Source organism: Acinetobacter sp. UBA3132 (genome assembly GCF_002364825.1).
In the GTDB taxonomy this organism is placed as follows: Bacteria; Pseudomonadota; Gammaproteobacteria; order Pseudomonadales; family Moraxellaceae; genus Acinetobacter; species Acinetobacter schindleri.
The window spans coordinates 1-18,316 of record NZ_DEZM01000229.1 but is presented as its reverse complement, the minus strand read 5'-3'; the positions used below and the strand labels follow the sequence as shown (position 1 = coordinate 18,316).

Below are 18,316 nucleotides of genomic sequence, written 5' to 3'. Positions count from 1 at the left end.
CGCGGCCAGACCATATCATTGATATGCAAAAAAGCAGTACGTGACAGACCAATATCGACAAAAGCAGCCTGCATCCCTGGCAGGACACGGACCACTTTGCCTTTATATACGTTCCCCACCAGACCGCGCTTCGCGGTACGCTCGATGAACAGTTCGTTCACCGTGCCGTTTTCGATTAACGCCACACGACATTCCATCGGTGTGAAGTTAATCAACAACTCGTCAGACATAACAACACTCAAAACATTATAAGAATTCTTTTTTCAGCAGTTAATTTAGTGCCTTAACCGTCTGTAATAACTGTACCGTTTCATGTAGGGGCAAACCGACTACATTAGAATAGCTCCCCTGAATCGCGGGAATATAACGTGCTGCAATGCCTTGAATGGCATAACCGCCTGCCTTGCCTACCGGTTCACTAGTCGCCCAATAAATTTCCATATCATGGGTGGTGAGTGATTGAAATTCAACCTGTGTTCTTACCACTATACTGTATTTTTCATTTTTAGTGCGTACGCAGACACCGCTAAATACATCATGTTTACGGCCTGAAATTTTAGCCCACATTGCAAAAGCATGCTGTTTGGATTCCGGCTTACCCAGAATCTCGTTATCGATACCCAGACTGGTGTCGGCAGCAATGATAATTGCATCTGGATAACGCTCGGCCACGGCATCCGCTTTGGCACGTGCCAAACGCTCAACATAAGCCGCAACTGACTCATTGGGCAATACGGATTCATCAATATCAGGACTGTAAATCTCGAACTCCAGTCCCAACTGTTGCAGCAGTTCACGGCGTCGAGGTGAACTGGAGGCCAGAATCAGATGCGCCATTTTCTGAGCAGATAATATAGAACAGGCCATACCATAACGCTAGTCAGTATCGGTAGCCAGTGACGTGGAATCGAGAACTGCACGCCGCTAATGATTTGAGCAAAGAAGGTCAGCATCAGATGGGCAACGAGTGCCAATGTAGCAATAATCCAGAGATTGCTAAAAGTCAGGATGCGGCGCTCACGGGTCAGGAAGCGCGCCATAAAGGCAATAATAATGAAACTCAGCGCATTCAGACCTAAAGGTGCATCCAATAGCAGATCCAGCAAAATCCCGGTACTAAACGCGAACCAGATCCCACACCAGGTCGGCTGGCAGAGCACCCAGAACAGCATCACCATCAGCATAAACTGCGGACGCCAGCCAGAGAGCGAATAAGATAAAGGATAGACCACCAGAACCGAGGCCAAAATTACTGAAATAATAATCGGGAATAATGGATCCCGATGGGTTCTGGACTGCATTTTAGCGATCGACATGTGGCTGCTCCATCGCTAATGAATCAGAGAACAGTACCACCACATGATGACCACCAGCCAGCTGTGCTGCCGGAATCACATCAATCTGGGCAAATTCACCTGAATTATGACGTTGTACTTTAGAGACGGTGCCAACCAGATAACCTGCGGGGAAATGCTGTCCCAAGCCTGAGCTATAAACTTTTTCACCGACTTTGATGTTGGCACTGGTCGGTACATATTCCATTTTCAGACGCCCAAGATCACCCGTCCCCGAGACGATGGCACGCATGCCAGTGTGTTCCAGACGTACTGAAAGTGAATGTTCTTTATCTGAGAGCAGCATGACACGGCTACTATGCGGATAGACACTAATGATCTGTCCCATGATCCCCTTGTCATCCAGCACAGTCTGTCCTATCCGTAGGTGGCTGTTAGAACCCCGGTTAATCACGATGATATGACGCAGCGGATCGGCATCAGTACCAATCACTTCTGCAATTTCCATACGTCCATCAATAATTAAAGGCGTGTCCAGCAACCCGCGTAGACGGGTATTTTCAGCAGACAGTTCAGAAATTTTCTGTAAGCGTACCTGCGCCTGTAATAGCTCAGCCTGCATCGCAGTATTTTCACGACGCAGTTGTGCTTCAGACTTGGTTTGTTGATTCAGCCATTCTCGCGACAATACAGGATAGCTGGCCACGGCATATATCGGATTATATGCCGCATTCAGTACATCCCTTGCAGGTTGAACCAGATGAGGCATGCGCCAATCAAAGAAAAGCACCACCAGACAGGTCACCAACGCAATGATGAATGAGCGAAAAGATGGCGGTTGTCGAGAAAACAGATGTGTTTGCACCCGCCGTGTCCTGTTCTTAGCCTACGAATAACATGTCATGATTTGGGTTATCGAAGAATTCGAGAACCTTACCGCCACCACGTGTTACACATGACAGCGGATCTTCTGCAACCACGACAGGAAGACCAGTTTCTTTAGCAAGAAGCTTGTCCAGGTTACGTAGTAATGCACCACCACCCGTCAATACGATCCCGCGCTCAGCAATGTCTGAAGACAGTTCAGGAGGGGTTTGCTCCAGTGCAGATTTCACAGCAGACACGATATATTGCAATGGGTCAGAAATTGCCTGAGTCACTTCATCAGAAGTCACCGTAATTGCGCGCGGCACACCTTCAGCCAGATTACGACCACGAACTTCAATTTCCAGTGGTTTTGCACCTTCATCCGGAAGCGCCATACCGACTTCTTTTTTAATAATTTCGGCAGTCGTTTCACCGATCACGCAACCATGTGCTTTACGCACGTAGTTAATGATCTGTTCATCAAATACATCACCGCCAATACGCAATGAGTCTGCATAGACACAGCCCTGCAGCGAGATGATCGCGATTTCTGTTGTACCACCGCCCACGTCCACAACCATTGAACCACATGCCTGCTCTACCGGCATGCCAGCGCCAATTGCAGCTGCCATCGGTTCTTCAATCAAACGTACTTCACGCGCGCCAGCGTTATACACGGCTTCACGGATCGCACGACGTTCAACCAGAGTAGATTTACATGGGACACATACCACAACACGTGGTGCAGGCGGAAATAAACGTTTTTCGTGAACCTTGCCGATGAACTGATTTAACATGGTTTCAGTGACTTCAAAGTCTGCAATCACGCCATCTTTCATCGGACGGATTGCTGAAATATTTGCCGGGGTACGACCAAGCATTTGTTTCGCGTCAAGACCTACGGCAGCAACAATTTTCTGTGAACCACTATGACGGATTGCTACAACCGTCGGTTCATTTAATATAATGCCTCGTCCTGGCGCATAAATAAGTGTATTTGCAGTACCTAAATCAATGGCTAGATCTGGCGAAAACAAGCCTATTAGTCGTTTTAGAATCACGGGGACGTTCTCAATTAAACTTTATATGGACGCAAGGTGGCAACTTTAACTAAATGTGATGCTTTGGACAAGTCAATCGCTTATCATAACGCATGATAATTTGATTTTTTTTTAATACTGATTAGGTAATGTTATGTCTACATCGGATGCACAGCATTCTGCAGATTTAAATGCAGAAACAGTTTCAGCTATTGCGAACCTTGCACGATTATCTCTGAATGATACGCAATCTGCTGAATATGCTCAAAGTTTAAATAAAATTTTAGGCATGATGGAAACGCTGAAAGGTATCAATACTGACGGTGTTGAACCATTAAAAAGCCCTTTCGACCATCCTCAGCCATTACGTGAAGATGTAGTGAGTGAAAGTAATCACCGTGATGAATATCAGGCAGTTGCGCCAGCTGTACAGGACGGTTTGTATCTCGTCCCACGCGTGATTGAGTAATTAATATCCAGTTCAATCTTTTTATTAAATTAAACGTAAAGAATTATTTCTCATGACAGATTTACACCGCCTATCAATTCGTGAACTTACCGAAGGTTTGGCCAATGCTAAATTTTCATCACGCGAATTGACTGAACATTACTTAAAACGCATCGAAAAAGTGGATGCTCAAGTGAAGTCATACGTGACTGTGACCGCTGAGCAAGCACTGGCACAAGCCGATGCTGCTGACGCACTGCGTCGTGCTGGTAGCGCAAATGTGCTGACTGGTGTACCAATTGCACATAAAGATATTTTCTGTACCCAAGGCATTAAAACAACTGCTGGTTCTAAAATGCTGGACAATTTTATCTCTCCTTACGACGCGACCGTTGTAGCGAAAGGTAAAGCTGCGGGCCTGGTGACGCTTGGTAAAGTGAACATGGACGAATTCGCCATGGGTTCAACTTCCGAGTCCTCTTACTTTGGCGCAACCAAAAACCCTTGGGCACTGGATCATGTTCCGGGCGGTTCTTCAGGCGGTTCTGCTGCGGTTGTAGCGGCTGATCTGGCACCATTTGCAACCGGTACTGATACTGGTGGTTCGATCCGTCAGCCAGCCTCTTTCTGTGGTCTGACTGGTCTGAAACCGACTTATGGCCGTGTATCGCGTTTCGGTATGATTGCCTATGCTTCATCACTGGACCAAGGTGGTCCAATGGCACGTTCTGCGGAAGACTGTGCTTACCTGATGAATGTGATGGCAGGCCACGATGCTAAAGACTCTACTTCAATGGAAAAAGAAGTGGATGATTATGTAGCAAACCTGAACGGCACATCTGTGAAAGGCCTACGTATTGGTATTCCAAAACAGTACTTCAATGTTGAGGGTCTTGCCGCTGATGTAAAAGCACGCGTTGAAGAATCCTTAAAAAAACTGGAAGAAGTGGGCGCAACGCTGGTTGAGATTGATCTCAACATGACGGAAGCCTATGTTCCAACGTATTACCTGATCGCACCTGCTGAAGCATCTTCTAACTTGTCTCGTTATGACGGTGTGCGTTATGGCTACCGTTGTGAAGAGCCTAAAGATCTTCTCGACCTGTATAAACGTTCTCGTTCAGAAGGTTTCGGTGCTGAAGTTCAGCGTCGTATCCTGATTGGTACCTATGCCCTGTCTGCTGGTTATTACGATGCATATTATGTAAAAGCACAGAAAGTACGTCGTTTAATTCAACAAGACTTCTTGAAAGCATTCGAATCAGTTGATGTGATTGCCGCTCCTTCTGCGCCAACGACTGCCTATAAAATCGGTGCGGATTTGACTCCAGTTGAAATGTATTTGGGCGATATTTATACGCTTGCAGTGAACCTTGCAGGTCTTCCTGCGATTAATGCACCTGTTGGTTTTGACAATGATAATCTGCCTGTTGGCTTACAGCTAATTGGCAACTACTGGTCAGAATCTCAACTGTTGTCTGTGGTACACCAGTATCAACAGGCAACAGATTGGCATACAAAACGCGCTGCAATTGCTGAGGAGAATGCATAATGGCGAAGAACAACGCTAAACCTAAATCAAACCTGATTGATGGTTGGGAAGTCGTTATTGGTATCGAGATTCACACTCAGCTTGCGACCAAATCTAAAATCTTCTCAGGTTCATCGACTGAATTTGGTAATGATCCTAACACTCAGGCCAGCCTTGTAGATTTGGCGATGCCGGGCGTATTGCCAGTATTGAACAAAGAAGTGGTTGATCTTGCGATTCGCTTTGGTTTGGGTATTGATGCGTACATCGACCAGGCTTCTGTATTTGCCCGTAAAAACTACTTCTATCCAGACTCTCCAAAAGGCTACCAAATCAGCCAAATGGATAACCCGATTGTGGGTTTGGGTCATATCGACATCCAGCTTGAAGATGGCACAACCAAACGTATTGGTGTGACGCGTGCACACCTTGAGGAAGATGCAGGTAAATCGATTCATGACCAGTTTGAAGGCATGTCGGGTATCGATTTAAACCGTGCCGGTACGCCGCTTCTTGAAATCGTATCTGAACCGGATATGCGTTCGGTTGAAGAAGCAGTTGCCTACATTAAAGCGATTCACACACTGGTACGCTGGTTAGGTATTTCTGACGGTAACATGGCAGAAGGTTCGTTCCGTGCGGACTGTAACGTGTCTTTACGCCGTCCGGGTCAACCATTCGGTACACGTTGTGAGTTGAAAAACCTGAACTCATTCCGTTTCATTGAGCAAGCGATCAATGTTGAGATTGAACGTCAAATGGAAATTCTGGAATGGGACGGCACCATTGATCAGGAAACGCGTCTGTTCGATCCTGTGAAGATGGAAACCCGTTCAATGCGTTCTAAAGAAGAAGCGAACGATTATCGCTACTTCCCTGATCCAGATTTGTTGCCTGTGGTGATTCCAGATGCGCAAATCGAAGCAATCAAAGCTCAAATGCCTGAGCTTCCTGCTGCACGTCGTGCGCGTTTCGTCGCTGACTTCGGTGTAACTGAATACGATGCTCACGTACTGACCCTGACTCGTGAAATGTCAGAATTTTACGAAGAAGTAGTCGCTGCTGCTGGCGGCGCTGCGCAAGGTAAGATTGCAGCAAACTGGGTAATGGGTGAGTTCTCAGGTGCTTTAAACAAAGCAGGCTTAGACTTAGCTGAATCGCCTGTATCTGCTGAAAAACTTGGCGGTATGATCGCACGTATTGTGGATAATACGATTAACGGTAAGATTGCGAAACAAGTATTCGGCTTTATGTGGGACGAAGGCAAATCTGCGGACGAAATTATTACGGAAAAAGGCTTAAAACAGGAAACTGATACAGGCGCAATTGAAGCGATTATTAAGGAGGTGCTTGCTGCCAACGAGAAGATGGTTGAAGAGTATAAATCTGGTAAAGAGAAAGCCTTTAACGGTCTTGTTGGTCAAGTGATGAAAGCAGCGAAAGGTAAAGCCAACCCTGCTCAAGTGAATGAATTGATGAAGCAGTTAATTGGTTAAGACTAATTGTTTTTTTCAAAAAACCCGCTTTAGAGCGGGTTTTTTTTATATACTAAGAAAATCAGAATTACTTGAATAATAAGAATGGAATTTATCACCCCTATCGCCTCTATTATTGCGATAATTGTCGCAATTTTTTCTATACCGAAAACTTTGCATGCAATTGGTGAGCAAAAGCGTAAGAAATTTCGGGATGAACTAGATTTTTATAAAGAATATTTTGAAAACTACTATCAGAACAAAGATTCAAGCATTTCTCTTTTAGTTCGAGATAAAGCTGCACATACACTTACCCGTTCGACATATATCAATGCAAATTTAGCCAATTACTTTATTGAACTACATGAAAATGGAAAAGCTGACTTCCAGGAAATCATTGATACTTTTCACTTTGGTCATAAGCATATCGATGTTGATGAGGTGAATTTAAAATTCAAACCAAAGGTTAAAAAATTATTACGACGTAGAAATCTATACTACTTTTTAATTGTTCCTTTAATTCTTTATATTTATGTTTTATATGGCACAGACGTTGGAGCTAGCTTACATATTATTGTAAGGAACTTCGGTGCACTATTTACAATAATTTTAATTATTCAACTTTTAGACAAAACTCTAAATTTAGAAGAAGCTGATAAGTTTTTAAAAGCAATAAATGCTGTTATTGACAATGAACAATACAAAACAGAACTGGTAACTGAATCGTCTATAGATTTAGCCTCATAAAGCCAACCCTGCACAGGCAAATGAATTGATGAAAAATTGATGGGTTGATCTAATCTTTCTTTAAAAGAAAACCCGCTTTAGAGCGAGTTTTTTATTACCATGATGTAAATTGAGTAATATCAGGCATTCTCTGTAACGTGACATTAGCACCAAGCTCACCATCCCAAAATTGCTGACGCTGTTGTGGTGTTTGTCCATCACCATCCCATTCGATAACTCGTTTAGTTTTAGTACTAGCATGTAACTTAAGAAGCTGATTCAAATGTGTATCTAAACCTGAATATCCAAATAAAATAATTTCTTCAGCCTCATGAATAGAAAAAATTAAATATCTCCAATATGTTGCTAAGACTTCAGAAGCTGCAATAACACTTGGTTTATGAGGAATATGAGTTAACACAATATGTTTACTCGGGAATGTATTAATTGAAGAAATTTGATGGATACTACGTTTTCGAGTTACATTACCAATATCTTCAAATAATGGACAACCATGTAAGTGCATATAATATCCAAAACGACGACCATACAAGCGAACTAAATTGGAACTATCAAAACCACTTCCATCCGTAAAACCATCAACTAAATCCCCATTGAAGCCCCTACAAATACCTGCCTGAATAAATTCCTGATAAATTAATTTATCGTAATTAAGAGTAGCTACATGGGATTTTGTAGTGCTAATAAAATCAATCAGAGCTGTCTTAAATGCTACTGGCAATGTGTTGGCAGAATCAAATAAATGTGATGCTACTGTATGAATATATTCCTGAGTCGCCTCTGTAAATTCCTGTCCATAATTTGAAAGCCAATGATCACCATTTACAGTATTAGGATAATCATTTAGATAATCACAAGATGTCGACACTAGATATAATTTATCTAATTCTTGCTCAGACACTGGACACTGACCCGAAGGAATACAATTTTGGATAAGATCACGATGTACTGTGTCATTCCATAATGTATTATCACTCCAAACGGTATTTAATGCATTTGTTAACGAGTAATGATTTGCATCAATTGCCATTCCTAAACCATTACCAAAAATTAAAAGCTTTCTATCCATGAAAAATTTATCTTTGAAAATAATGGATAGTATTAAACATCAAAAAATTACATAGTCACAAAAATATTTTTTACTCATAGATTCGGATTCCCTCACCCCAGCCCTCTCCCTTAGGAAGAGGGAGAAATCATTACTAATTCAATTACACCATAAATTCAGTATTAAAAGTTCCCTCTCCTTTTAGGAGAGGGTTAGGGAGAGGTCTTTAAAAACAAACGCAAGTGATGAGCAGCGCTGCTGCGCAAGGGAGAGGTGAAATCTTCTTTATACCTTTCACATCATAAAGGTATACCCCTTTGATCTTTGATTATTCACCTATCTGTCACTCAGAATCCAGATACAAGGAGAAAAATCAATGATCAACCAACTTTGGAATACAGTCTGGTCTAGACATCATAAAACTAAGGACCTATTCAAACGTTTAAACCCTCACTTTATTTTGTCTCAACAGATTCAAGCGAACTCAGATTCATCTGACAACATTCAGTCTAATACTAAACAACAGAAGGGATTCAAAGGTTCTTACAATAAAACCCAATGGCTCGGATTATTCCTCGGTCCATTGGTATTTGCATGGCTATACTTTGGCATGAGCTTTGAAGGCTTATCTTCAGAAGGTCAAGGTGTTTTAGCACTCACCGCATGGTTGTCCATCTGGTGGATTTTAGAAGTTTTACCTTTAGGCATTACCTCTTTGCTGCCTATTGTCGTGATGCCAATGATGGGGACTTTGACCATCGCCAAAGTCACATCCAGTTATACTGATCCGAATATTTTCTTATTCTTAGGTGGCTTTGCAATCGCGATTGCAATTGAAAAATGGAATCTACACGAACGCATTTCATTAGGCATTATTAGTTTTTCCGGGTCCACCGTAAATGGTCTGATATATGGATTCATGTTTGCAACAGCGTTTTTGTCCATGTGGATTTCAAACGTAGCAACGGTCATGATGCTATTACCGATCGGAATGGCAATTGTCTATAAAATCATTTCTTTACTTAAACAAGAAGCAAGTCACGATCCGGATGATGAGGTCAAATTTACTAAAGCGATTGTTTTTGCAATTGGATTTGGTGGCATTATCGGTGGCAGTGCAACCCTGATTGGTACCCCACCCAACTTGATTCTGGCAGGATTGGTCAAAGAAATTTATGGCTATGAAATTGGATTTGCACAATGGTTCATTTTTGCTTTTCCCCTTTGCTTAATTCTAGCCATATTCACGACCTTCTGGTTGACCAAAATTGCCTATCCAATGAAAGCAAAGAAAATTACTGAAGGTAAAGCATTTATTCAGTCAGAAAAAACCCGCTTAGGCAAAATGTCCTATGAAGAAAAAGCGGTCGCAATCGTATTTGCAGTAACTGCATTTATGTGGCTCACTCGTACATTTATCTGGAAAGATATTATTCCAGGCATTTCCGATACCATGATTGCTATTACAGCTGCTATGGCACTTTATGCAATACCTGCAACGGATGGGAAACGCCTTTTAAATGCAGATTCGCTTAATGAAATGCCTTGGGATGTTTTATTACTGGTCGGGGGTGGCCTTGCCTTGGCTGCCGGTTTTAGCAATACAGATCTTTCACAATGGATTGGTCAGCAGTTACTGCTATTAAAAAATATGCCATATTTAATTGCATTATTATTAACAACAGCATTAACGATTAGTATTACTCAAGTCTCGCCAAATACTGCTGTAACGACAATTTTTGTGCCGATTGCCGCTACTTTGGCTCTAGCCCTAGATGTACATCCCTTACCTTTAATGACAGCTGCTGCACTGGGTGCTGGCTTTGCCTTTATGTTACCCATTGGCACACCATCTCAAGCCGTTATCTTTGCCACAGGTAAAGTGAGCATTCGGGATATGCTTATGCAAGGGACATTAGTCACCATTCTCGCTACCCTTTTAATCGTAGCTTCAGTCTATTTTATTTTCCCGCTTGCTTTTGAATTGAATTTATTCAGCTTCCCAGAAGCATGGAAATAAATACTTATATTTAGTACCTCATAAAAAATCCTCCAGTATCGGAGGATTTTTTTATTTCATATTATTTGCTTCTGATCGAACCCAACTTATTCCAAATATCTGGCGTTAAAAACGTGGTTACCAGCTTATTCAGATCTACATAACGCAATATACCTTTAAGCTGATTGTTGATTTCAGGATTCTTTAAAATTTCCTCACCCGTACTACGTCCGAGTCCCTGAAAACTATTCCCCACAGCCTCCAGACCTTCTGCCTGAATTACCGCTTTGGTCTGTGCCGAACATTGCTCAACTAAAATACGCTGTAATACTGAAGCCAGATTTTTATCCAGACTTTCCTTCTGCTGGGCTGATACATTGCTATAGGCTTTTAAGTCCGGATGTGCAGACAAAGCTACAAAGGTCCATTGCATCACCGTGGTTTTATCGGCAGTTGTAGTAGACCTCTCCAGACAATTACTGAGTTGATCGACCGTTGGGCCTGCATTTGCTATTTGCACTACTCCCAACAAGGCAGTTGCCATCAGCGCAGAACGAACGATTTGGGAAAATCTGTGGCTTACAGGGGAAACATGGCGAGACATAAGCAAACTCCGATGAACAGTTTGCCCTTTGTACCACAAAGCATAACAGTTCATCTGTTATTGCATTGCAAAATCAATCTGATGTTTAGCCAAGTACTTGACGCGTTGATTACGCTAGGCATTCACCCAGTTTCAAAATAAAAATGCCACGTTTCTAAAGCGTGGCATTCTTATCGATTAAAGTCAGATTCTTTTAATTGAGCTGTTTCAACATATTCTTGGCACCCGCATGATTATATTGCGATGCCAGTCCGTTCAGGACGCGTTGAGCCTGTCCTTTGGCATTTGGAAACCGGCTGCTATACGTCGAAATACTGGTCAGACAACGCGCCACCAACATACCGGATTCAGTATAAACCCGCGTTCCTTCTGTGCCTTGCTGCTTGCCATAGTTATAAGCACGCTGGGCATTATTACAGGCATTATTCAAATTTCTACCATTATTAATGTCACGCCGGGCAGTCACATACAACTTCATTTGCTGCTGTTGTGGGGTTTCGTTCACACTCGCACGTGGAGCGGCAACTGTCACCGGCTTAGGCTCTTTTTTCTCGACTTCGGCTTTGGCCAGTTCTTTGCGCTCAAGCTCTTTACGATCATGGTCTTTCTGTTCTGCCGTTGGTTTTGCTGCTACAGACGTTTTGGTAGTAGCCGTTGCCTTCACCACATTGACATGTTTCTTGGCTGTCTTTGCAGTGCTCGCAGTTGCCTGATAAAAATTATGTGCTTCAGCTGTTTTCATCAGTCGGGTCAGCAACCGCACGTTACGGGTCTTGCTATTATTTTCTGCCTGACGTTCCGCAACAGGTTCAATCGACACAATCCAGCTTTCCGCAAGATCACCCATCGTACATTTATAGGCACCTATTCCCTGTACAACACCTCGATTTGCAGCGAGACGTGTACGCTGGGCAGGATCATTCACCAGACCAAATTTGCTCTTATATAGCAGGGATAACTTACCCCCCTGTTCATGGCAATATTGCGTCATGACGGAACGTGGATACATGGCCTGAGTGGTATTATGGCGCTGTTGTTGATCCCATAGATAGACATAGTCTTTCGCCTTGCCATCTGGCTGATTAATGCCCCGTTTCACAATCAGTTCCTGGGGACTGTGAAACGGATGTAATATATTTTTCTTTGCGCCTTGCATGCTATTACATGCTGCCAAGCTCATTGTTATTGTTATCAATAAAAATACTTTCAGTTTCACCGTAGATATCTCAACCCAAAGCATTCACATAAAATAATGCAAAACTGTGCAAACAACAAATACAAGCATCTGATTAATAGAATTATTTTCAAATTTAAAAATATCAAAAATGATAACTATGAGACATTTTAATGGTTATTTTTGAAATTATTTGCATTAACTTTCATGTGGTGCAGTATTATTTTTGAGATAAAACCTGCTCAAGAAAAAAGACCAAAGAAGGAAGTACGTACTTCTTTGGTCACTCATCTGGCAGGCTGGATCGAGCTTTTATACTTGTATAGCAAACCACTCTCCACCATCCGCATTCAGTTTATGAGCATTAAAATACTTAATTTTCATCAACGTACATTTATTATTTTTATACGTCAGAGGGGTTGAAAATTAAGTACCAAACACGTTTGGCCCTTAGGATTCTAGTCAAGCGAATATTCACTGAATATCCCCAAATTGGGAGGTTTTACAAATATTTTGCCTATAATTGACCGTTCATCGGATACTCCGACCAATCCTGAGCTGATATAAAAAAGACCCGCCATAAGGCCGGTCTTTTTAAAATACCAACCACTATTTTTTTAATGAATATGAGATTCAAACGCTTTCAGACGCTTGTAGATCGACATTAACTCGATAATCTTTGGCCATGACAAAATCAGGTACTGGAACGATTCACGGACCTTATTAAACACATTCAGGATCTGCATCATCAGACCCAAAGTAATTGCTCCCGCTGCAATACTCGGAAATAGCACAAACAGGCCATAGATATTGTCGAGCTGCAAATACCAGATCCGTACCATATTGAAATAGGCATAGTGGAAATACAGGCGGAAATAATTCCAGCGCACCCGGCTAAACAGCTCTTTTAGTGTCAGTGGCTGGGCTCGTTCGGCATGATCTTCCCCATACACCAGTTCTTTACGGTAAGCCGCTTCGACTTTCTGGTTATTAAATTCTAGTCCTGGCAGTTTCATACCAACGACCATTAATACCACTGTACCAAAGACCGCCCAGCCCAAGGATGCCCAAACTAGCGCGTGACTAATCTCACCCACAATGGGTAAGGTCTTGACGTGACTTGAAAGCTTGTACAGAACTGGCAAAAAAGCCATCAGCAACATAAAGGATTCAATAAAGGAAACGCCAAGTTCTTCAGTACTGCGAGCAAAGCGCATGGTATCTTCCTGAATACGCTGTGAAGCCCCCTCAATATGCCGCAGCTTTTCCCAGTAAGCCGTATAATAATCATTCATTGCTGTCCGCCAGCGGAACACATAATGACTGACAAAGAACATGTTAAATACTGCCAGGGTGACATAGATCATCGCGATATAGATAAAGACCAATGCGCCCTGATAGAGTAAAGTTACGTCCCCACCACCACTGGTCAGCATCTTCTGGATCTGATCATAGAACGGACTGTACCATTCATTCAGCACAACATTAACCTGAACCCCAAACCAGATATTGAACAGGATAAAGGCCGAACCCCACACCGACCAGCGCTGCCAGGGATGACGCGCTACCACATACCAGAATCCTGCAAAAAGCGCAGTTGCAGTCAGGAACCAGAGATAGAACCACAGGAATTTCTGTGACCAGAAACGGCTGATATCAATCGCCATCGTCGCTTCATGGTAGCCTTCGCTAAAACCCACATAACTGCCCCAGCTTGAACCTCCACTATGCCAGATCGCGAGGTTGATAAAGAACCACACCACCACGCTGAGAAAAAACCAGACGGGTTTTGGAAAGAAAGACTTAAACATGTCCTTTGCATGCTCCTTATTTTTAGTAGACCTCAGGTCAATCAATCATGATGAAATCTGCAGCAGTGTAAAACAGTTCATAACAGGTTTTTCAACCTGATCAAAAAAATATCTGCCTGAAAACTGCTTATTTTTATCAATCTATTTATAAGCATGAATCATTATGTATGTAGTGAACTAAATACTTATGTGACGAATCCTGTGATCCATCCTTTGTTGGTTTTAACATCAGTTAACAAGCCTGTACAGAACAGATACGATATATGGTTATTTCTCATCCTACACTACAGCGATATGCACTATTGAAAGGGATCATTCCAATTTCTCATTTTGCAAAAACTATTAAATAACAAAGAAAAATTATGCTATCCTTGAATGAATAGTAAACATAATAACCGCGGGAAGTTAACTCATGGAAAGCTCTGTAATTGAACTACTGAAGCCAATCACCTTGGAAAAAGAAAACTGCACGCCAATTATTTATGAAGAAGGTACAGTGCTGAAAGTAGTTATGCAAACACCAACCAGTCTATTGGTCACTACAGACAACCAGTTTAACTTTACTGTTGCACTAAAAGATGAAAATACAATCTGGAGAGAATTGTAATTCTGCTAATTCAAAGTTTGGTCTGGGTTGTTGTATGTTTTACTTCTTCTCCTGAATACAGATCAACACCTGCCTGACAGTATTATTATTTTAATCCTAAAGCTGAAAACAGATAAAAAACCTCCCATCACATCGGGAGGTTTTTTATTGTCTTAAGAAAAATGTAGAATCTTGAGACTTACTACACAATCAATATGCCAGCTTTAGCAGGAAGCGGAAAAAGCCTGCAATGAGAGCCATTGTGACAAAGCCTGCAAGCCATAACACAATAAACCAACCTGCCCGATTCAGTTTCATCCTGTTTCCTCCACTAGCCTAATGATAGCCATCATCACCTACCCGTACCTTATCCCGGAACACCCAATAAGACAGACCGGTATAAAACAGGATAATTGGGATGAGGATCAATGCACCAATCAAGGAAAACAGCTGACTGCTTTGCGGTGCGGCGGCTTCCCAAAGAGTAACACTTGGCGGAATGATATAAGGCCAAAGGCTAATGAGAAAACCGGTATAAGCCAGGATCACCAGCGCCAAGGTATAGATGAATGGTGCAAATTCCTGACGGCGTTTACAGGCACGCAGCGCCATAAAGGTAAATAATACAACCAGTATCGGCACCGGACTAAAATAGAAAATCTGTGGTTGACTAAACCAGCGCTCGGCAATCTGTTGATGTGCCAGTGGCGTATACAGACTAACTGCTCCAAAGACCAGTAATAACACAATGATAAGTTTTGGCATCAACTGGAACATTTTGTCCTGTAACTCGTGGTCGGTTTTAAAGATCAGCCAGCCACAACCTAGGGTTGCATACAGGATTACCACACCTACTCCGGTAAACAGCGAAAATGGAGTCAACCAGTCCAGTCCACCACCGCTATAAATGCCATTCGTGGTTTTAATGCCCTGAATGTAAGCGCCAAGAATTACGCCTTGCAAGAAAGAGGTCAGAAGCGAACCACCAATAAAAGCGATATCCCACCAATGCCTGCCACGATGTGCCTTAAAGCGAAATTCAAAGGCAACTCCTCGGAAAATCAGTGAGATGACCATCAGGATAATCGGCATATATAGCGCGGACAGCACGGTTGAATAGACCAGTGGAAAGGCTGCAAACAGACCTGCTCCACCGAGTACCATCCAAGTTTCATTGCCATCCCAAACCGGTGCCACGGTATTCATCATCACATCGCGTTCATGCTGATCCTTAAAGAAGGGAAACAGAATGCCTATACCTAGGTCAAAGCCATCCAGTACCACATACATCAGTACACCGAGCGCGATGATCGCAATCCAGATCAATGACAGGTCAATCATTTGTTATTCTCCTGATCACGTTGAGCACGGTCATCCTCTTCATTTTGCTCAAAGGTACTCATTGGACGTTTAGACGCACGGATGACTTCACCCTCAGTATGCGGATGGGCATGGATAAATTCTGGTCCCTTATGCATCATTTTCAGCATGTAATAGATGCCGACACCAAATACGACACAATAGACCACTACAAAGATAATCAGAGTAAGTCCGACCTGTTCAGCTGATACAGGTGAGAGTGCATCACGAGTGCGCATGACCCCATAGACCACCCATGGCTGACGGCCCACTTCCGTAGTAAACCAGCCTGCCAATAAAGCAATAAATCCGGAAGGCCCCATGAAAAAGGCGAACCGGTGCAACCAGCGGGCTTCATAGAAACGACCCGTTTTACGCAGGATCAGACCTGCCAGCGCCATCAAAAGCATCAGCATCCCTAGACCGACCATGATGCGGAAGCTCCAGAACACCACCAGCGAGTTTGGGCGGTCTTCAGGCGCAAAATCTTTTAGACCCTGCACTTCACCGTCCATACTATGGGTCAGAATCAGGCTGCCCAAGTTTGGTATGCCGATAGCATATTTGGTTTCTTCGGCTTCCATATCCGGAATACCAAACAGATAAAGCGGCATGCCTTCACCACGGTTAGTTTCCCAGTGTCCTTCAATCGCAGCAATCTTGGCTGGCTGATATTCACGGGTATTTAAACCATGAAAATCTCCCACAATTACCTGTAGGGGTGCCAGCACCAGAATCATCCACATCGCCATGGAAAAAGACTTTTTGACCAATGCATCGCGGCGCCCTTTAAGTAGATGCCAAGCAGCTGTAGCCGCTACCAGCAGTGCCGAAACCAGAAAGGCAGCAATCCCCATATGCAATAGACGATACGGAAAAGACGGGTTAAACACGATAGCAAACCAGTCCTGTGGCATGATGATGCCATTTTCAATAATAAAACCCTGCGGGGTCTGCATCCAGCTATTAGAGGACAGGATCCAGAACATGGAAATACAGGTACCCAGGGCAACCATTACCGTAGCAAAAAAATGGGTTTTCGGACCGACCCGATCCCAGCCAAAGAGCATGATACCGAGGAAACCGGCTTCCAGGAAAAAAGCTGTCAAGACTTCATAAGCCAGCAGTGGTCCAGTGACACTTCCAGCCACTCTGGAAAATTCACTCCAGTTGGTGCCGAACTGATAACTCATGACCACACCAGAGACCACCCCCATACCGAAGGCTAATGCAAAAATTTTGATCCAGAATTTAAACAGATCCCGGTAAACTGGATCTTGGGTTTTGAGCCAGCGCCATTCCAGAACGGCCAGAAAGCTGGCCAAACCGATGGAAATCGCAGGGAAAATAATATGAAAGGAGACAGTAAAGGCAAATTGGATACGTGCCAGTTCCAGCGCAGTTAAACCTAAATCCATGTCATCACCTTATTGTAGAAATTGTTGGTGAGAGAAATTCAGCTTAAACAGCTGAAATGGCTTCATTATTTTGTAGTTTAGGCCGTATACGATTTTCATAATGTTGCAAATCTGTAGGACTTTAATATCTGCATCCTGCCCTTTTTCCAGGCTGAGTGGCTTTGCTCCGCCATGGGTCAGCCATGCGAAATTTGTGATGTTCATGTTATTTCACTCTTTAAAACGTTTTAGATAGCGGCAAGGTCGTGCCTTACCGGACTTGGCGTATTAAAGCGTGACAGGAGGTGCCCTGCCTTGCGGTAGTAAATACAGCCGTTGCAGGGAAAAATAGACATGTCGGTAAGCCGATTTATAGAAAGTCAGCTTGACCTGAATCCAATCAATGACCTCATCAATACCAAAATTAAACGGCAGCACAATGTCACCATATACGGTACAGTACTGGCATTGATGGTTATGTTCATTATGGTCATGATGATGGCCAGATTCGGCCCCTAGATGGTCAATCAACGCATGATAGCTTGCGTGTACATGCTGATGCTGCTTCGGTGAGAGAAGATTATGTGTAATAGAGAGACAGACCGGGGCAATATGGTATTGCTCCGGTAATAGCGGCTGTAAATATACAGCAAACTGTAATAGCAGCGTTGCACATGCCAACAGTAACCCACTACGTTTCAGCAAAACATTCTCTCGAATTGACCGAAGTGAAGAAATATTGAGGCTGAGCTTAGATCAAAATCCAAGCATTATACTCAACTTTAATATTACAACCTTATAATATATATATTTATTATGAAAGCCTTATTTTCATTCTTAATTTTTATAAATTTTTGAATATAAGAAATTAATTTTCATGTTCCAGAGCTTATTCATTTCAGGAAAAGTACAACCGCATACTTTGAACAGGAATG

At 42.9% G+C, this 18,316-nt stretch carries 19 protein-coding genes; 6 read left to right on the top strand and 13 right to left on the bottom strand.

The window, feature by feature from the left end:
* The 5 genes from B4033_RS12800 to B4033_RS12780 form a co-directional block, all read right to left on the bottom strand.
* Window positions 1–230, bottom strand: a 230-nt coding sequence (locus B4033_RS12800) for a S1 RNA-binding domain-containing protein (RefSeq protein ID WP_286834524.1), incomplete at its 3' end; no start/stop codon positions are given.
* A gap of 40 nt (window positions 231–270) precedes the next feature.
* Window positions 271–837 (bottom strand): Maf-like protein, encoded by a 567-nt coding sequence (locus B4033_RS12795; RefSeq protein WP_286834531.1) that lies wholly within the window; start codon window positions 835–837, stop codon window positions 271–273.
* Complete coding sequence (mreD, locus tag B4033_RS12790; protein WP_048881382.1) at window positions 825–1,316, bottom strand: rod shape-determining protein MreD; 492 nt, start codon at window positions 1,314–1,316, stop codon at window positions 825–827. The genes B4033_RS12795 and mreD overlap by 13 nt, the downstream gene beginning before the upstream one ends.
* Window positions 1,303–2,160, bottom strand: a complete 858-nt coding sequence (gene mreC / locus B4033_RS12785) for a rod shape-determining protein MreC (RefSeq protein ID WP_071319928.1) — start codon at window positions 2,158–2,160, stop codon at window positions 1,303–1,305. The genes mreD and mreC overlap by 14 nt, the downstream gene beginning before the upstream one ends.
* Window positions 2,161–2,176: 16 nt before the next feature.
* Window positions 2,177–3,223, bottom strand: coding sequence for a rod shape-determining protein (locus B4033_RS12780; protein WP_004893381.1), 1,047 nt, complete (start codon window positions 3,221–3,223; stop codon window positions 2,177–2,179).
* Window positions 3,224–3,356: 133 nt separating this feature from the next.
* On the opposite strand from B4033_RS12780, the gene gatC reads away from it, so the two are divergent.
* The 4 genes from gatC (at window position 3,357) to B4033_RS12760 (ending at window position 7,403) form a co-directional block, all read left to right on the top strand.
* Window positions 3,357–3,671, top strand: coding sequence for an Asp-tRNA(Asn)/Glu-tRNA(Gln) amidotransferase subunit GatC (gene gatC, locus B4033_RS12775; RefSeq protein WP_005221175.1), 315 nt, complete (start codon window positions 3,357–3,359; stop codon window positions 3,669–3,671).
* A 52-nt stretch (window positions 3,672–3,723) separates the two neighbouring features.
* Window positions 3,724–5,202, top strand: coding sequence for an Asp-tRNA(Asn)/Glu-tRNA(Gln) amidotransferase subunit GatA (gatA, locus tag B4033_RS12770; protein ID WP_286834520.1), 1,479 nt, complete (start codon window positions 3,724–3,726; stop codon window positions 5,200–5,202).
* Complete coding sequence (gatB, locus tag B4033_RS12765) at window positions 5,202–6,677, top strand: Asp-tRNA(Asn)/Glu-tRNA(Gln) amidotransferase subunit GatB (RefSeq protein ID WP_286834517.1); 1,476 nt, start codon at window positions 5,202–5,204, stop codon at window positions 6,675–6,677. Before gatA ends, gatB begins: the two co-directional genes overlap by 1 nt.
* An 84-nt stretch (window positions 6,678–6,761) precedes the next feature.
* Window positions 6,762–7,403, top strand: a complete 642-nt coding sequence (locus B4033_RS12760) for a hypothetical protein (protein WP_286834516.1) — start codon at window positions 6,762–6,764, stop codon at window positions 7,401–7,403.
* A 94-nt stretch (window positions 7,404–7,497) separates the two neighbouring features.
* On the opposite strand, the gene B4033_RS12755 is transcribed toward B4033_RS12760, so the two are convergent.
* The gene (locus B4033_RS12755) at window positions 7,498–8,472 is read right to left on the bottom strand and encodes a hypothetical protein (protein WP_286834514.1); all 975 of its coding nucleotides are present in this window, start codon (window positions 8,470–8,472) and stop codon (window positions 7,498–7,500) included.
* Window positions 8,473–8,827: 355 nt separating this feature from the next.
* Here B4033_RS12755 and B4033_RS12750 point away from each other — a divergent pair, with 355 nt between their 5' ends.
* Complete coding sequence (locus tag B4033_RS12750; RefSeq protein ID WP_286834513.1) at window positions 8,828–10,471, top strand: SLC13 family permease; 1,644 nt, start codon at window positions 8,828–8,830, stop codon at window positions 10,469–10,471.
* A gap of 61 nt (window positions 10,472–10,532) precedes the next feature.
* Here the strand turns inward: B4033_RS12750 and B4033_RS12745 are convergent, their stop codons facing one another.
* The 3 genes from B4033_RS12745 to sbmA all read right to left on the bottom strand — a co-directional run bounded on the left by B4033_RS12745 (window position 10,533) and on the right by sbmA (window position 14,039).
* Window positions 10,533–11,054, bottom strand: coding sequence for a hypothetical protein (locus B4033_RS12745; protein ID WP_004893368.1), 522 nt, complete (start codon window positions 11,052–11,054; stop codon window positions 10,533–10,535).
* A gap of 193 nt (window positions 11,055–11,247) precedes the next feature.
* Window positions 11,248–12,234 (bottom strand): hypothetical protein, encoded by a 987-nt coding sequence (locus B4033_RS12740; protein ID WP_286834512.1) that lies wholly within the window; start codon window positions 12,232–12,234, stop codon window positions 11,248–11,250.
* A 611-nt stretch (window positions 12,235–12,845) separates the two neighbouring features.
* Window positions 12,846–14,039, bottom strand: a complete 1,194-nt coding sequence (gene sbmA / locus B4033_RS12735) for a peptide antibiotic transporter SbmA (RefSeq protein WP_004810997.1) — start codon at window positions 14,037–14,039, stop codon at window positions 12,846–12,848.
* Between the two features lie 412 nt (window positions 14,040–14,451).
* Between sbmA and B4033_RS12730 the strand changes: the two genes are divergently transcribed.
* Window positions 14,452–14,646 carry a hypothetical protein gene (locus B4033_RS12730; protein ID WP_004810999.1) on the top strand — a complete coding sequence of 65 codons (195 nt, stop codon included), beginning with the start codon at window positions 14,452–14,454 and terminating at the stop codon, window positions 14,644–14,646.
* A gap of 189 nt (window positions 14,647–14,835) precedes the next feature.
* On the opposite strand, the gene B4033_RS12725 is transcribed toward B4033_RS12730, so the two are convergent.
* The 4 genes from B4033_RS12725 to B4033_RS12710 form a co-directional block, all read right to left on the bottom strand.
* The gene (locus B4033_RS12725; protein WP_017401650.1) at window positions 14,836–14,943 is read right to left on the bottom strand and encodes a hypothetical protein; all 108 of its coding nucleotides are present in this window, start codon (window positions 14,941–14,943) and stop codon (window positions 14,836–14,838) included.
* Window positions 14,944–14,961: 18 nt separating this feature from the next.
* Window positions 14,962–15,966: a cytochrome d ubiquinol oxidase subunit II gene (cydB, locus tag B4033_RS12720; RefSeq protein ID WP_004811002.1), complete on the bottom strand. Its 1,005-nt coding sequence runs from the start codon at window positions 15,964–15,966 to the stop codon at window positions 14,962–14,964.
* On the bottom strand, window positions 15,963–17,402 hold the full coding sequence (locus tag B4033_RS12715) for a cytochrome ubiquinol oxidase subunit I (RefSeq protein ID WP_286834509.1): 1,440 nt from the start codon (window positions 17,400–17,402) through the stop codon (window positions 15,963–15,965). Before B4033_RS12715 ends, cydB begins: the two co-directional genes overlap by 4 nt.
* A 267-nt stretch (window positions 17,403–17,669) precedes the next feature.
* Complete coding sequence (locus tag B4033_RS12710; protein ID WP_286834506.1) at window positions 17,670–18,086, bottom strand: DUF2946 domain-containing protein; 417 nt, start codon at window positions 18,084–18,086, stop codon at window positions 17,670–17,672.
* Window positions 18,087–18,316: the final 230 nt, after the last annotated feature.

Coding starts and splice junctions, on each gene's coding strand:
- B4033_RS12795 (WP_286834531.1), bottom strand. CDS start 837: ATGGCGCATCTGATTCTGGCCTCCAGTTCACCTCGACGCCGTGAACTG.
- mreD (WP_048881382.1), bottom strand. CDS start 1,316: ATGTCGATCGCTAAAATGCAGTCCAGAACCCATCGGGATCCATTATTC.
- gatC (WP_005221175.1), top strand. CDS start 3,357: ATGTCTACATCGGATGCACAGCATTCTGCAGATTTAAATGCAGAAACA.
- gatA (WP_286834520.1), top strand. CDS start 3,724: ATGACAGATTTACACCGCCTATCAATTCGTGAACTTACCGAAGGTTTG.
- gatB (WP_286834517.1), top strand. CDS start 5,202: ATGGCGAAGAACAACGCTAAACCTAAATCAAACCTGATTGATGGTTGG.
- B4033_RS12760 (WP_286834516.1), top strand. CDS start 6,762: ATGGAATTTATCACCCCTATCGCCTCTATTATTGCGATAATTGTCGCA.
- B4033_RS12755 (WP_286834514.1), bottom strand. CDS start 8,472: ATGGATAGAAAGCTTTTAATTTTTGGTAATGGTTTAGGAATGGCAATT.
- B4033_RS12750 (WP_286834513.1), top strand. CDS start 8,828: ATGATCAACCAACTTTGGAATACAGTCTGGTCTAGACATCATAAAACT.
- B4033_RS12745 (WP_004893368.1), bottom strand. CDS start 11,054: ATGTCTCGCCATGTTTCCCCTGTAAGCCACAGATTTTCCCAAATCGTT.
- B4033_RS12740 (WP_286834512.1), bottom strand. CDS start 12,234: ATGAGCTTGGCAGCATGTAATAGCATGCAAGGCGCAAAGAAAAATATA.
- sbmA (WP_004810997.1), bottom strand. CDS start 14,039: ATGTTTAAGTCTTTCTTTCCAAAACCCGTCTGGTTTTTTCTCAGCGTG.
- B4033_RS12730 (WP_004810999.1), top strand. CDS start 14,452: ATGGAAAGCTCTGTAATTGAACTACTGAAGCCAATCACCTTGGAAAAA.
- B4033_RS12725 (WP_017401650.1), bottom strand. CDS start 14,943: ATGAAACTGAATCGGGCAGGTTGGTTTATTGTGTTATGGCTTGCAGGC.
- cydB (WP_004811002.1), bottom strand. CDS start 15,966: ATGATTGACCTGTCATTGATCTGGATTGCGATCATCGCGCTCGGTGTA.
- B4033_RS12715 (WP_286834509.1), bottom strand. CDS start 17,402: ATGGATTTAGGTTTAACTGCGCTGGAACTGGCACGTATCCAATTTGCC.